We start from the raw sequence: 12,752 nt of genomic DNA, 5'->3' as shown, positions 1-12,752 counted from the left end.
CCGCCGCGCCTTTAGTCGACTCGTTCCTATCGGGGGCCAATGAGCGACGCCCAGTCCGACTGGTCGCTACCCGACGACCGCGGGGCGGTCCGGGACGCCCTCGTCTCGTGGTACGAGGCCGACCACCGGTCGTTCCCGTGGCGCGAGACCGACGACCCCTACGAGATTCTGGTCTCGGAAGTCATGAGCCAGCAGACCCAGCTCGGCCGGGTCGTCGAGGCGTGGGCGGCGTTTCTCGACCGGTGGCCGACGCCGGCCGACCTCGCGGCGGCCGACCGGGCCGACGTGGTCGGGTTCTGGACCGACCACAGCCTCGGGTACAACAACCGCGCGAAGTACCTCCACGAGGCCGCGGGTCAGGTGGTCGACGAATACGACGGCGAGTTCCCGACGACGCCCGAGGGCCTTCAGGACCTGATGGGCGTCGGCCCGTACACCGCCAACGCAGTCGCGTCGTTCGCGTTCGACAACGGCGACGCCGTGGTCGACACCAACGTCAAGCGGGTCCTCCATCGGGCGTTCGACGTGCCAGACGACGACGCGGCCTTCGAGGCCGCCGCCGGCGCGCTCATGCCCGCCGGCGAGTCCCGGGTCTGGAACAACGCGATCATGGAACTGGGCGGCGTCGCCTGCGAGAAGTCACCGAACTGCGACGCGGCGGGCTGTCCGTGGCGCGAGTGGTGTCACGCCTACGAGACCGGCGACTTCACCGCGCCCGACGTTCCCACCCAGCCGAGCTTCGAGGGGTCGCGCCGCCAGATGCGCGGGCGCGTGATCTCGGCGCTGAAAGAGTACGAGGAACTGCCGCTGTCGAAGCTCGGGCCCCGCGTCCGGGTCGACTACGTGCCGGGAGTCAGCGACGGCTCGGCCGACGAGAACGGCGATTCGGACGCCGAGTACGGCCGCGAGTGGCTCCGAGGGCTGATCGCGGACCTCGAAGACGACGGGCTTGTCGAGGCCGTCGAGTCCGACGGCGAGACCCTCGCCCGACTCCGGCGGTAGCCCCCGAGTCCGACCCGGGGTCGAGGCTCAGTCCGACAGGAGTTCCGAGAGGAGGTTTCGCTCGGCGCGCTGGAGGTGCTCGCTGACCGTCGAGCCGTCCAGACCCAGTTCGGCGGCGACCGCGCTCGCCGGCACCTCGCGGGGGACCTCGTAGTAGCCCATCTCCCACGCCGTCTCGACGACCTCGCGCTGTCGGTTGGTCAGGCAGTAGAGCGGACGACCCCGACCGTCCGACTCGCCGGCCGCCCGGAGTTTCGGGGCGGCTCCGGCGTCCCCGTCGTCGCCGAGCCGCCCGGCGACACCGCTCTCGGGTCCGACGCGGCCCTCGCTCGGATCGCGTCGCCGTTCTGGGGATGGCGGTGCGCTCACGGAGACGACGTACAGGTGCGAGCCCTCTCGGTCGGCGACGTGGGTCCACTGATCGACGTACTCCAGCGACGAGAGGCGCCGCTCGTCGCACCGCGACTCGACTCGCATCTGGACGACCCCGTCGTCGCCCTGCCCCGAAAGCTCCTCGAACTCGAGGAGTCCTGCGTCGCGACCGAGCGCGAGGAGGGCTTCGTCCCCCGCCTCGAAGTCGGCGTCGGCGACCTTGATCTCGGTCTCGTGCATACGGTGGGTCACCGGAGAACCCACATTAGCGTTGTACCTACCATGGAAGGGTCGGCTCCGACGGGGCTACTCGCCGGGCTCGGCTCGGATGCCGGTGAGGATCCCGAACGCCCACGTCGCGTACTCTCGGACCGCGAGTTCGGACCCCGAGACGAGGTCGAGCGGTTCCTGATTCCACCGGCAGTTGTGCTTCTCGAAGTGGGCGTCGGCCCGCCAGTCCTGAAACCGCGCGATCGCCCCGACGTCGCTTCGGCCGTGTTCGAGCAACAGGACTTGTCCGTCCGGCGCACACACTCGGCTCATCTCCGCCAGCGCCGCGAGCGGGTCGGGGAACGTACAGGTCGACAGCGAGGAGACGACCGTCTCGAAGCTGTCGTCGGGGAACGCGAGCGACTGGGCGTCCATCTCGAACAGCGTCTCTCCGCGCTCCAGTTCGGGGTGGCGGTCGGCCGCCGCGTCGAGCATCTCCGGGCTGAGGTCGATCCCGACGTACTCGGTCCCGTCCGGGAGGGCGCGGTAGTTCGTCGCGGTGCCACAGGCGACGTCAAGCACGCGGCCCTCGGCGGTCCGGAAGGCCGAGCGCCGGTAGCGCCCCGTGATCAGTCGGTCGAGCCACCCCAGCCGCGCCATCGTGGAGGCGTTCTCGGCGTAGGTCTCGCGGATGTCCGCGAGCGACTGGCGGTGGCGGTCGGCGGTCGGCGCCGACGCGATCGAGTCGTCGGTCGTCGGTTCTCTGGCCATGAGCGTCTCTTTCTCTCTGGAACCCCGTAATCGTACTGTCGGGACGGCCGGTGGGCTCGATCGCTACTCGTCGTCGGACTTGCCCGGCCACGTCACGTTCCCGAGGAAGGGGACGCCGGTGCGCTGGGCCGACCGCGAGATCATGTGAGCGCCGGTCGGCACCGTCAGGAACAGGAAGGCGATCCCGACCAGCGAGGTGAGTCCGGCGCCGCCGGGACCGAACCGGACGAACCCCGCGAGGAAGATCGAGGCGGTCCCGAGCGTCGTCGGCTTGCTGGTGGCGTGCATCCGGTTGTAGACGTTCGGGAGCCGGAGCAGTCCCAGCGTCCCCACCGCGAGGAAGAAACAGCCGACGGCGACGAGCCCGACCGCGATCGCGGCGCGTACCGCGACCATCCTCACGCGCCTCCCGGACCCCGCGGGTCCGGAATCTCGGTGGCGGTCGGGAGCGGTGCGTCCGGAGTCGCTCGATCGCGGCGGTGTGAACTCGCCGATCTGCTGTGGTTTCGGAGCATGATTACTCGCGTCGCTCGATGATGTCGCCTTCGGTGACGAACTTCGCCACGATGACCGTCGAGAGGAAGCCGATGATCGCCAACACGAGGCTGACGGTCACGAACAGCCCCCGGCCGGTCTTGAGCGCGAACAGCACCGCGATGGCGACGACGTTCGTCGCGATGGTGTCCAGCGCGACCACCCGATCGGGGACGGTCGGGCCGCGGATCGCACGGTAGCTACAGAGGACACAGAGCCCGCTCACGACCACCAGCCCGACGTCGGCGGCCGCGTTCAACAGGCCGGCTTCAGCGGCCACCGTCGCCACCTCCTTCGTCGGGCACCTCGGGGTGGTCTGCGGGCCGGGGCGGGTTCCGGTCCTCCGGGTGGACCGACACCGCCGGCGCGGGGTCGGCCGGCGACCGCTCCTCGTCGAATATCACCAGCGCGTAGTCCTCCCACGTCCGGATCGGGTCGACGATGGCTCCCACGTCTCGGCCGTCGATGACGTGGACGTACAGCGCGTTCTCCTCCTGATCGTGGTCCAGCGTGAGCGTGCCGGGCGTGATGGTGATGCTGTTTGCGATCGTCGTCACGCCGAGGTCGGTCTCGACCCGCAGGGGCACGAAGATCACCTGCGGTTCGATCTGGTCCCCGGGCGCGAGCACCCGGTAGGCGACGTCGAAGTTGGCGACGACGATCTCCCGGACGAACACGATGGCGTACAGGACCGCGTACGGGATCGACTGGACGGCCGCCCCGAGGTCGATCCCCTCGGAGTAGAGCCGGCGGAACAGGTACGCGACCGGCAGGCCGACGGCGATCCCGATCAGGAACTCGCCGGCGACGGCGTCGACGGTGAGCTCGACGCCGCGCACGAACAGCCACAGCACCCCGAACGCCACCCCGGCGACCAGCCAGCGACGGATCACGCGTCCTCACCTCCCGTCGGCGCGACGAGGTCGACGTACCCCTCGCGGTCGAGCGCCGCGTCGGCGGCCGCGCCCGCGAACTCGAAGACCGGATCGAACCAGATCCCGACCCCGACGATCGCGAGCGCGAGCGCCGCGAGCACCGCGGTCTGGCGCGGGTCGACGCCGGCGTCCTCGACCGCGGGGGTCCGCTCGCCCCAGAAGCTCGCGGTCCAGATCCGCGTCGTGTAGAGGATGGTGAGCACGGCGCCGGCGAGTAAGGCGATCAGGACGATCGCCCCGAGCGGGCCCGGCGCGGTCGCGAACCGCCGAGCCGCGGCGTCGAACACGAGGAACTTCCCGAAAAAGCCCGTCAGCGGCGGGATTCCGACGAGCGAGAGGCTCGCGAGGAAGAAACACGCCGACAGGACCGGCGCGCGCCCGCCGAGCCCGCCGAGGTCGGCCAGCCGGTTGGTGCCGGTGGCGCTCCGGATCGCGGCGGTCGCGAGAAAGAGCAGCGGCTTGGCAAGCGCGTGGTGGAGCGCGTACACCAGCGCGGCCGCGAGCCCGAGCCGGCGGAGCGACCCCGGCGGCGCGGCGGCCGCGAGCCCGACCGGGACCGCGACGAACCCGATCTGGGCGACGCTCGAGTACGCGAGGGTCTCCTCGATCGTGTCCCGGACGACGGCGCCGACCCCGCCGACGAGGATGCTGGCGATGCCCATCGCCAGCAACACCGGCGCGAGAAACGACAGCGGCGACGAGCCGGCGACGCCCGCGATCGAGGGCCCGACGGTCGCCCCGCCGAACACGGTGAAGTAGACCCTGACGATCGCGTACATCCCGACTTTCTTCGTCACGCCGGCGAGCATCGCGGTCACCGGTAGCGGCGCCGACCGGTATGCCCCGGGGACCCAGAACTGGAACGGCACCAGTCCGGCCTTGAGTCCGAACGTCACCAGCGCGAGCGCCGCCAGCCCGACCGCGGGCGCGGGATCGACGCCGTAGGCGCCCGGGGCGGCCATCCGCCGCGACACGTCGGCCATGTTGAGCGTGCCGGTGACCGCGTACAGCCCGCCGACCGAGAGCAACAACAGCGCGCTCCCGACGACGTTGAGCACGAGATACCGGAACCCCGCCGCGGTGTGTTCGGGCCCGCCGTAGAACGCGACGAACACGTAGCTCGCCAGCAACATCACCTCGAACCAGACGAAGAGATTGAACAGGTCGCCGGTGAGAAACGCCCCGGTAACGCCGAGCAACAGGCAGTGAAACAGGACGTGGTAGAACACGCGCTGGTTCGCGCGGTCGACGTACAGCACCGAGAAGACCGCAGCCGAGAGCCCGACGGCCGCCGCGATCGCGAGCATGAACGCCGACAGGGCGTCGACCACCAGCGTGACGCCGAACGGCGCGACCCACCCGCCGACCTGATAGGCCGCCGCGCCGGGCGCGTCGGGCGCGAGGACGACGCTCCACGCGACCGCGCCGACCGCGAGCGCGTACGCGAGACCGCCGCCGACGCTCGCGGACCGCTGGACCCGGGGCCACCGGCGGAGCCCGAGCAGGGCCACGATCGTCGTCAACACGACGAGCATCGGCGCGGCGACGAGCTGGTCGGTCATCTCACTGCCACTCCTGGACGTCCATCGTCTCGTTTTCCTCGTAGGCCCGGTAGGTCAGCGCGAGCGCGAACGCGGTCGTGCCGAAGCTGATGACGATCGCGGTCAGGACCAGCGCCTGAACCAGCGGGTCGGTGGTCTCGGGCACCGGCTCGCCGTGGCCCGCCAGCACCGGCACCGAGTCGTGGGTGCCCGGGGCGACCCCGCCCATCGAGATCAGATAGACGTTGGCGGCCTGCGAGACCACCGCGACGCCCCACACCACCCGGACGAGGTCCCGGCGGAGCAACAGGAAGGTCCCGAGCCCGAACAGCCCGCCGACGACGAACGCGAGCGCGACGCTCACGGTCCCACACCTCCGTCGACGGGGTCGGCGGTAGCGATCATTCGGCTCCCACCACCGAGAGGATCGTCAGGAGCACGCCCACGACGACGCAGTAGACCCCGAGGTCGAACGCGAGCGCGCTCGCGACCTCGATCTCGTGGTAGATCGGGATCGACTCGACGATCACGAACGTCTGGGAGAGGAACGGCTCGTCGAACGCGAGCGCCCCGAGCCCGCTCGCGACCGCGATCGCCAGCCCCAAGATGAACGTCCGGCGGAACGCGGTCACCGACCGGTGCTCGAAGATCCCGCGGCCCGGCTCGACGTCCCGACCGAGCACGCCGGCGTCGAGGTAATCGAGCCCGTAGGCGACGTACACCAGCGCGAACGCGACCGTGGTCAACACCCCCGCGATGAACCCGCCGCCGGGGAGGTTGTGGCCCTGCAACAGCAGCGAGATCGCGAGCACGAGGATGATCGGCACCATGATCCGGGCGGTCGTCTTCATGATCACCGTCGTCACCGCGTCTCACCCCGGTTTCGCATCGCGATCAGCACGACGACCGACATCGCCGCGATCGAGACCACGAACAGTTCCCCGAGCGTGTCGAACCCCCGGAAGTCGACGAGGATCACGTTGACGACGTTGGTCCCGCCGCCCGCCGGGACCGCCTCGGTGGCGTAGAACCGGGCGATCGCCGTCGGCTCGGCCCCGATGTCGGGGCTCGCGAGCATCACCGTCAGGAACGCGGTCGCCCCGACGACGACCGACAGGACGGCGTCGCGGGCGGCGACCAGCCGGTCGGTGTCGGCGTAGAAGGCGGGTAGCTGTTCGAGCACGAGCAAGAAGATGAGCAACACGAGCGTCTCGACGACGAGCTGGGTCAGCGCGAGGTCGGGCGCGCTCGCGAGGATGTAGAAGATCGCGACCATGAACCCGAGTATCGATAGCGCGAGCACCCCGACGACGTGGGAGGGCGCCGAGACCACCGCGACCGCGGCGACGACCGCCACGAGCAACACGAGCGTGATCCCGGGCGTGACCCGGACTCCCTCGACCGCGGGGACCAGCCCCGTCGTCGCGGCGTAGCCCGCCAGCGCGAGCGCGCTCGCGGCCGCGAGGACCCACACGACGTACGTCCGGAGCAGTCCGTTGTGGACGGTGCGGGCCACCCGCGGGCCGGCGGCCTCGGTCCCAGACAGCAGTCGGTCGTACCACCAGTTGGGCCGCGCGATCGGCGTCGCCCCGACGACTGCGCCGATCGCCCGCTGGAGCCGGCCGAGAACGGGGTAAGCGGCCGCGCCGGCGACGATCGTGACCGCCGACATGGCGACCGGCGGAGTGAGGTGGGTCGGGAGGCCGACGTGGACGTCGGGGCTCTCGGCGGCGGTCGCGCCGATCGCCGCCTCGACGACGGCGTCGACCGCGAGCTGGGGCGCGACGCTGACGACCGCGGTCGCGACCCCGAGCACGGCCGGCGGCGCCACCAGCGCGGCCGACGGCCGATGGACCGACGCGACCGCGCCAGGTCGCTCGCCGACGAAGATGGCGAGCAAGCGAAGCGAGTACAGCACCGTGAGCACGCTCGCGAACACCGCGACCGCGGGGTAGAGCCACGCGAGCCCGCCCGCGGCGTGGGCCGCCTCGTAGGCGGCCTCGAAGAGGAGCTCCTTCGAGTAGAAGCCGCTGAACGGCGGGATGCCGGCCATGCTGAGTCCGGTCACGCCCGCAACCGCGGCGGTCACCGGTAGGTCCCGCCAGAGCCCGCTCAGTCCGGCCAGCCGACGGGTGCCGACCTCGTGGGCCACGATCCCGGCCACCAGGAACAGCGCCGCCTTGAACAGCGCGTGGTTGAAAAGGTGGAAGGCCCCGGCCTCCGCGCCGTAGACCGACTGGAACCCGAACCCGGCCACCATCAGCCCGAGGTGGCTCGCGGTCGAGTAGGCGAGCAGTTCCTTGATGTCGGTCGCCACGACCGCGAGCGCCGCGCCCGCGGTCATCGTCGCGAGCCCGACCGTCGCGAACAGGACCATCCACTCGTCGCCGCCGAGTAGCGGCCGGAGCCGGCCGACGAAGTAGACGCCGACCTTCACCATGGTCGCCGAGTGGAGGAACGCCGAGACCGGCGTCGGCGCCGCCATCGCGTTCGGGAGCCAGAAGTGAAGCGGTACCTGGGCGGATTTGGCGCCGGCGGCGACGGCGACGACCGCGAGGGTGGGGACGAACAGTCCCAGTTCCCGGAGCGACGACTCCATCGCGTCGGCGTTCGCGAGCATCGCCGCGAGGTCGAACGACCGGGCGCCAAGCGCCTCGGTCGCCGCGATCGACAGGAACGCGATCCCGACGAGCAAGAAGAGCCCGCCGCCGACGGTCACGATCATCGCCATCCGGGCGGCGTACCGCGAGTCGGCCTCGTCGGTGTGGTGGCCGATCAGCACGAACGAACAGAGGCTCGTCAGCTCCCAGAACAGGAAGACCGCGAGCAGGTCGGCCGCGAACGCGACCCCGAGGATCGAACCCATAAAGGCGAGCAGGGTCGCGTAGTACCGCGCGAGGGTGTGCTCGTCGGCCATGTAGCTCGCGGAGTAGACGAACACGAGCGCCCCGATGGCGCTCGCGAGCAGTGCGAACAGCACCGCCCAGCCGTCGACGTAGAACCGCAACGAGACGTCCATCGAGGGGACCCACGGCACGCCGACCGCCCCGCGGCGGCCGAGTTGCGACCCAGCGAGCGCGAAACACGCGATCGCGACCGCCGCGCCGAAGTAGCCGGTCCGGGCTCCGACGAGCCGATAGACCAGCGGCGTGGCTCCGGAAGCGACGAACGGCAGCGCGACCGCAGTGGCGACGAGTGCCAGCTCGGGGGCCATCCAGCACTCTACCGAACGACCACGCCGGACTTAGTCGTGGTGCCCGTCTCGGTCCGAACGCCCTTCGCGGACGGTTCGACCGGGTCGAAAGGCGTTTCCCGCCGGCGCCCGACGCTTCGGGCATGAGTCTCGACGACCTTCAGGACGAACTCGAAGGCGAGTACGCCGACCTCGGCGACGAGGTCGGGGTCGCGCTCGACCGCGAGACAAGAAACGAGCTCGCGATGCTGAACGCCGCGTTCGACCCGGACGACACCGACGAACTCCTCCGGCGGGCGGTCCACATGCTGTTCCAGACCGCGGTCGAGACCGGGAACCTCGACTTCCACCTCCGGAGCGCCTACGACACGACCTACGACGAGTACCTCTCGGGGATGACCTTCGACGAGATGACCGGCGCCGATCAGTTCCCCCAGCAACAGCAGAAAGACGACCGGCGATACCAGTTCTGAGCGGTCCGCGCGACCGGGCCGTCGAGAGTCGGCAGTTCCGGTCGGCGAGTCGGACACCCCCGACCCCGATCGGGGGAGACACCGCCGCCGATCGGGGAAAGACAACATCCAAGCCCCGCCCCCGAGTACGAACCGACAGAGGATGATCTACGAGGGCGTCTACGCCCACCCCGACGGGGACAGCACGGTCTCGCGCCTCGCGGCCACCGCCGCCGACTACGGCTTCGACGGCGTCGTGGTGTGCAACCACAGCGACGCGCTCGCCGACTACGACCCCGAGCGGGTCGCCGGTGAGTACGGCGTGGACGTGGTCGACGCGGTCGAGATCCGGGCGGACAACCCCGAGGTCGCGGCCGGCCACCTCGGCAACTACCGGCCGAAACACACCGTGCTGGCGGTCCACGGCGGGACGACCGCGCTCAACCGCTTCGCGGTCGAACACGACCGGGTGGACGTGCTCGCCCACCCGATGGCCGATCGCGGGGACTTCAACCACGTCCTCGCGAAGGCGGCCGCCGACCACGGGGTCCGCGTGGAGTTCGACCTCTCGCGGGTACTCCGGGCCGACGGCGGCCGCCGGGTGCAGGCTCTACAGGATCTCCGGAAGCTCCGGGAGATCGTGACCTACTACGACGCGCCGTTCGTCGTCAGCGCGGGCCCGACGAGCCACCTCCAGCTCCGGGCGCCCCGCGAACTCGTCGCGGTCGGGAAGACCGTCGGGTTCCCCGAGGACCAGATTCGGGCGGGCCTCGAAGAGTGGGGTCGGCTCGCCGAGCGCAACCGCGAGCGACTCTCCGACGACTTCATAGCGCCGGGGGTCAAACGCGGCAGGTATGAAAAAGAGCATTGAGACCCACGCGGCCCGGTTCGACGAGATCGCCGGCGAGTACGACGACAGCCAGAACGACACCGAGGAGTACCGCGCCTGCGTCTCGCTGGTCGTCGAGCACGCCGACCCGCGACCGGACGACGTCGTGGCGGATCTGGGCACCGGCACCGGCGCCATCGCGCTGGCGCTGGCCGGGGACGCCGGCGAGGTCGTCGGTCGGGACATCAGCGACGGGATGATGGAGCGCGCCCGCGAGAAGGCCGACGAGCGCGGAATCGAGAACGTCGACTTCGCCGAGGGCCGGTTCCGGGAGCCAAACGTTGAGGCCGCCGACGTGGTGGTCTCGAACTTCGCGATGCACCACCTCGGCGACGAGGAGAAACGCGAGGCGATCGAGGCCGTCGCCGACCTCGGGCCCCGGAGGTTCGTGCTCGGCGACGTGATGTTCTTCGGCGAGCCCGACCCCGACGAGCCCTTCTACAGCCCCGAGGTCGACGACCCCTCGACGGTGGGCCACCTCGCGGACGCGCTCACCGACGCGGGGTTCTCGCTGACCGCGGTCGAGCGCGTCCACGATCAGGTCGGCGTGCTGGTGGCCGAGCGCGCCGACGAGTGAGCTACCGCTCGCGGCGACTCCCCAGCGCGGCGGCGGCGACGAGCGCGACCACCGCGGCGACGACGCCGAACCCGGGCGTACCGGTCGACTGATCGGGACCCGCCCCGTCGCGTTCGGCGTCCGTCTCGTCGGACTCGACCCCGTCGTCGGAGTCGCTCTCGTCGGATCGAGTCGTCTCGGTCGACGCCGACTCGGCGGTGACGTTCACGGTGTCGAGCACGGTGTCTCCGGATCGAACCTCGTGTTCGCCCGGTTCCTCCAAGGAGAACGTCGGGTCGACGTAGACCTCCATCGGACCCCGGACGCTCCCGGGGACGGACTTCGTCTCGCCCGAGACATTCAACGGAAGGTGGAACACGCCGCCACACTCCTCGGCGGGCATCAGATCGATGATCCATGTCACGTCGTCGCCGGGGTTGATCGCCGACACGTTCTCGTACTCTACCGACCCGGACTCCGCCGAGTAGACGCGGGAGATCGAGACGGACGTGACGGTCGCCGAACACGCCCCGGCCTTGGACTCGATCTCGATCTCCGCGACTCCGATCTCCTCTTTCACTTTGAGCCGCGGTGCGTACCCGCTGATCGTGACGGCGCTGTCGTTCGACGGCGTCGTCGCCCGGATCCGGTAGGTTCCGAGTTCGGACGGCGCGGTGAAGTTGAACCGGACGCCGCTCGTTCCCGACCCGACGGTCACGGTTCGACTGGCGACCGTCCGATCGTCGACCCGAAGCGCGACCGTCCGGGTGAGGTTCAGGTTCTCCCCGCCGGCGCTGATCTCCGCGCGGACCGACACTCGCTTGCCCGGCTTGACCAGCTCGTTCTCGATCCAGCCCTCGGTCCCGTTCGGCACCGAGACCGAATCCACCTCCAGCGAGACCTCCGGCTCTCGGACGTACACGGTTTGGGTCTGGGTCCGATTGCCGAACGCGATCTCGTAGTCGTAGGTGCCGGGTTCCAGATCGGCCGGGATCGCGTGGTCGAGAGAGATCTGGCGGGTCTCGCCGGCGTCGAGGGCGAGGCGCTGTGAGCTGACTTGCCGGTCCGCGAAGCGCACGTCGACGGTCTCGGTCCCCGCGATCCCACGGTTGTGAACGGTCAGGTTCAGCGACACCGTCGCGCCAGCAAACGCGCGATGGTCGGCGTCGCGGTCGGCGGGGTAGGTGAGTCCCGCCCCGCGCTCCACGTCGGACACGTCGAAGACGGATTCGCGCGCGGTCCGATCGAGACCCATGCTGGCGTCGAGTAGATCCTGTTCGGCCCGGCGTCGCTCGCCGTCGACCGTGACGTACAGCGTGACCGTCGCGTTCGCGGGATCGTCGACGGTCCGGGTGACGGTCGGCCCGGTCGCCTCGATCTGACCGTCGCCGTCGAAGTCCCACTCGTACGAGTCGGCCTCGCCGTCGTACCACGACCGGCCCAACTCCTCTATCGCGGCGGGCGTCCGCGCGTCGAACGTGACCTCTTGGCCGGGCTCTGGCAGGAACGGGTCGTAGGTGAACCCGACCAGCGGGGCTCCGCCGTCCTCCATTCGGGACTGCTGTTCGGGGAGCTGATCGTAGAACTCCTCGATGAGTTCGGGGTAGTCGCCGTCGGACAGGCTAGCGACCTCGCGGGGGTCGGAGGCGGTGTACAGCACGTCGAACCCCCCTCGACCGTACTCGTGGAGCACGAACTCCGCGAACAGCGCGAGGTCGTCGTACTCGTCGAACGTCGCCTTCTTGGTCGTCATCGGAACGTCTTCGGCGCGGAACGACGCGCGCTCGGCTATCTCCTCGGGCGACGCGCCGAGGTAGCGGGCGGTGCCCTCGACGAACACCTCGTGTTTGTCGAGGGCTCCCGGCGGGTTTATCCAGGTGGCTCCCTCCATCGATTTGGCCTGGAACCGGTGGGCCAACTCGTGGTAGAACACCGACCGGTCGTCGTCGGTGACGTAGATAGTCGCCTTGATCCCGCTCTTGTAACAGCCCTCGGCGTCTCCCAACTCGCAGTCCACGTCGTCGACGACCCGGACCGGCACCTTCTCGTCGACCGGTTCGACGCCGAACCGCTGGAACAGCACCTCGTAGTAGGCGTCGGCGTACTCGGCGACCGCCTCGGCGTCGTCGCGGTTCCCGTCCTCGTAGCTGATGGCGAAGTAGTCGGTCTGGATCGTCGCGTTCGCGTCTTGGGCGGTTCCGGCGCCCGACGCGCCTGCGCCCGCGATCGCGACCAGTCCGACCACCGCGACCAGCGTCGCGAGCCGTCGCGCGCCGATCATCGAGGCGCACCCGCGT

General features: G+C 70.2%; 14 protein-coding genes. 4 read left to right on the top strand and 10 right to left on the bottom strand.

Annotation, left to right across the window (positions count from 1 at the left end; translation table 11 throughout):
• Nucleotides 1–39 precede the first annotated feature (39 nt).
• The gene (locus EPY72_RS15450; protein WP_135807005.1) at nt 40–1,002 is read left to right on the top strand and encodes an HhH-GPD family protein; all 963 of its coding nucleotides are present in this window, start codon (nt 40–42) and stop codon (nt 1,000–1,002) included.
• Between the two features lie 27 nt (nt 1,003–1,029).
• Here EPY72_RS15450 and EPY72_RS15445 read toward each other — a convergent pair whose 3' ends face one another.
• From EPY72_RS15445 to mbhE, 9 genes are all read right to left on the bottom strand, one after another.
• Nucleotides 1,030–1,614 carry a helix-turn-helix domain-containing protein gene (locus EPY72_RS15445; protein ID WP_135807004.1) on the bottom strand — a complete coding sequence of 195 codons (585 nt, stop codon included), beginning with the start codon at nt 1,612–1,614 and terminating at the stop codon, nt 1,030–1,032.
• Nucleotides 1,615–1,680: 66 nt separating this feature from the next.
• Complete coding sequence (locus EPY72_RS15440) at nt 1,681–2,355, bottom strand: class I SAM-dependent methyltransferase (protein WP_135807003.1); 675 nt, start codon at nt 2,353–2,355, stop codon at nt 1,681–1,683.
• 63 nt (nt 2,356–2,418) lie between these two features.
• Nucleotides 2,419–2,751 (bottom strand): monovalent cation/H(+) antiporter subunit G, encoded by a 333-nt coding sequence (gene mnhG, locus EPY72_RS15435; RefSeq protein ID WP_134671872.1) that lies wholly within the window; start codon nt 2,749–2,751, stop codon nt 2,419–2,421.
• 121 nt (nt 2,752–2,872) lie between these two features.
• Entirely contained in the window at nt 2,873–3,169 is a 297-nt protein-coding gene (locus EPY72_RS15430) for an MrpF/PhaF family protein (RefSeq protein ID WP_134671873.1), read from the bottom strand.
• On the bottom strand, nt 3,159–3,779 hold the full coding sequence (locus EPY72_RS15425; protein ID WP_135807077.1) for a Na+/H+ antiporter subunit E: 621 nt from the start codon (nt 3,777–3,779) through the stop codon (nt 3,159–3,161). The genes EPY72_RS15430 and EPY72_RS15425 overlap by 11 nt, the downstream gene beginning before the upstream one ends.
• Nucleotides 3,779–5,386: a complex I subunit 5 family protein gene (locus tag EPY72_RS15420; protein ID WP_135807002.1), complete on the bottom strand. Its 1,608-nt coding sequence runs from the start codon at nt 5,384–5,386 to the stop codon at nt 3,779–3,781. The genes EPY72_RS15425 and EPY72_RS15420 overlap by 1 nt, the downstream gene beginning before the upstream one ends.
• Before the next feature lies 1 nt (nt 5,387).
• A complete protein-coding gene (locus EPY72_RS15415) occupies nt 5,388–5,729 on the bottom strand; it encodes a sodium:proton antiporter (protein WP_134671875.1) in 342 nt (113 codons plus the stop codon).
• Nucleotides 5,730–5,766: 37 nt separating this feature from the next.
• The gene (locus tag EPY72_RS15410; RefSeq protein ID WP_135807001.1) at nt 5,767–6,231 is read right to left on the bottom strand and encodes an MnhB domain-containing protein; all 465 of its coding nucleotides are present in this window, start codon (nt 6,229–6,231) and stop codon (nt 5,767–5,769) included.
• On the bottom strand, nt 6,228–8,579 hold the full coding sequence (gene mbhE, locus EPY72_RS15405) for a hydrogen gas-evolving membrane-bound hydrogenase subunit E (RefSeq protein ID WP_134671877.1): 2,352 nt from the start codon (nt 8,577–8,579) through the stop codon (nt 6,228–6,230). Before mbhE ends, EPY72_RS15410 begins: the two co-directional genes overlap by 4 nt.
• Nucleotides 8,580–8,701: 122 nt before the next feature.
• Between mbhE and EPY72_RS15400 the strand changes: the two genes are divergently transcribed.
• From EPY72_RS15400 to EPY72_RS15390, 3 genes are all read left to right on the top strand, one after another.
• Nucleotides 8,702–9,031, top strand: coding sequence for a ribbon-helix-helix protein (locus EPY72_RS15400; protein WP_134671878.1), 330 nt, complete (start codon nt 8,702–8,704; stop codon nt 9,029–9,031).
• 145 nt (nt 9,032–9,176) lie between these two features.
• On the top strand, nt 9,177–9,881 hold the full coding sequence (locus EPY72_RS15395) for an RNase P subunit p30 family protein (RefSeq protein ID WP_135807076.1): 705 nt from the start codon (nt 9,177–9,179) through the stop codon (nt 9,879–9,881).
• The gene (locus EPY72_RS15390; RefSeq protein ID WP_135807000.1) at nt 9,865–10,476 is read left to right on the top strand and encodes a class I SAM-dependent methyltransferase; all 612 of its coding nucleotides are present in this window, start codon (nt 9,865–9,867) and stop codon (nt 10,474–10,476) included. Before EPY72_RS15395 ends, EPY72_RS15390 begins: the two co-directional genes overlap by 17 nt.
• A 1-nt stretch (nt 10,477) precedes the next feature.
• Here EPY72_RS15390 and EPY72_RS15385 read toward each other — a convergent pair whose 3' ends face one another.
• The gene (locus tag EPY72_RS15385; RefSeq protein ID WP_135806999.1) at nt 10,478–12,736 is read right to left on the bottom strand and encodes a PGF-CTERM sorting domain-containing protein; all 2,259 of its coding nucleotides are present in this window, start codon (nt 12,734–12,736) and stop codon (nt 10,478–10,480) included.
• Nucleotides 12,737–12,752: the final 16 nt, after the last annotated feature.

It is taken from the genome of Halorussus marinus, from assembly GCF_004765795.1.
GTDB lineage: Archaea > Halobacteriota > Halobacteria > Halobacteriales > Haladaptataceae > Halorussus > Halorussus marinus.
This window is presented reverse-complemented; position numbering and strand designations above follow the sequence as displayed.

Excerpts from the sequence above, each read along its gene's own strand:
- EPY72_RS15420 (WP_135807002.1), bottom strand. The coding sequence starts at position 5,386 with ATGACCGACCAGCTCGTCGCCGCGCCGATGCTCGTCGTGTTGACGACG.
- EPY72_RS15385 (WP_135806999.1), bottom strand. The coding sequence starts at position 12,736 with ATGATCGGCGCGCGACGGCTCGCGACGCTGGTCGCGGTGGTCGGACTG.
- EPY72_RS15390 (WP_135807000.1), top strand. The coding sequence starts at position 9,865 with ATGAAAAAGAGCATTGAGACCCACGCGGCCCGGTTCGACGAGATCGCC.
- EPY72_RS15440 (WP_135807003.1), bottom strand. The coding sequence starts at position 2,355 with ATGGCCAGAGAACCGACGACCGACGACTCGATCGCGTCGGCGCCGACC.
- EPY72_RS15450 (WP_135807005.1), top strand. The coding sequence starts at position 40 with ATGAGCGACGCCCAGTCCGACTGGTCGCTACCCGACGACCGCGGGGCG.
- EPY72_RS15445 (WP_135807004.1), bottom strand. The coding sequence starts at position 1,614 with ATGCACGAGACCGAGATCAAGGTCGCCGACGCCGACTTCGAGGCGGGG.
- EPY72_RS15400 (WP_134671878.1), top strand. The coding sequence starts at position 8,702 with ATGAGTCTCGACGACCTTCAGGACGAACTCGAAGGCGAGTACGCCGAC.
- mbhE (WP_134671877.1), bottom strand. The coding sequence starts at position 8,579 with ATGGCCCCCGAGCTGGCACTCGTCGCCACTGCGGTCGCGCTGCCGTTC.
- mnhG (WP_134671872.1), bottom strand. The coding sequence starts at position 2,751 with ATGGTCGCGGTACGCGCCGCGATCGCGGTCGGGCTCGTCGCCGTCGGC.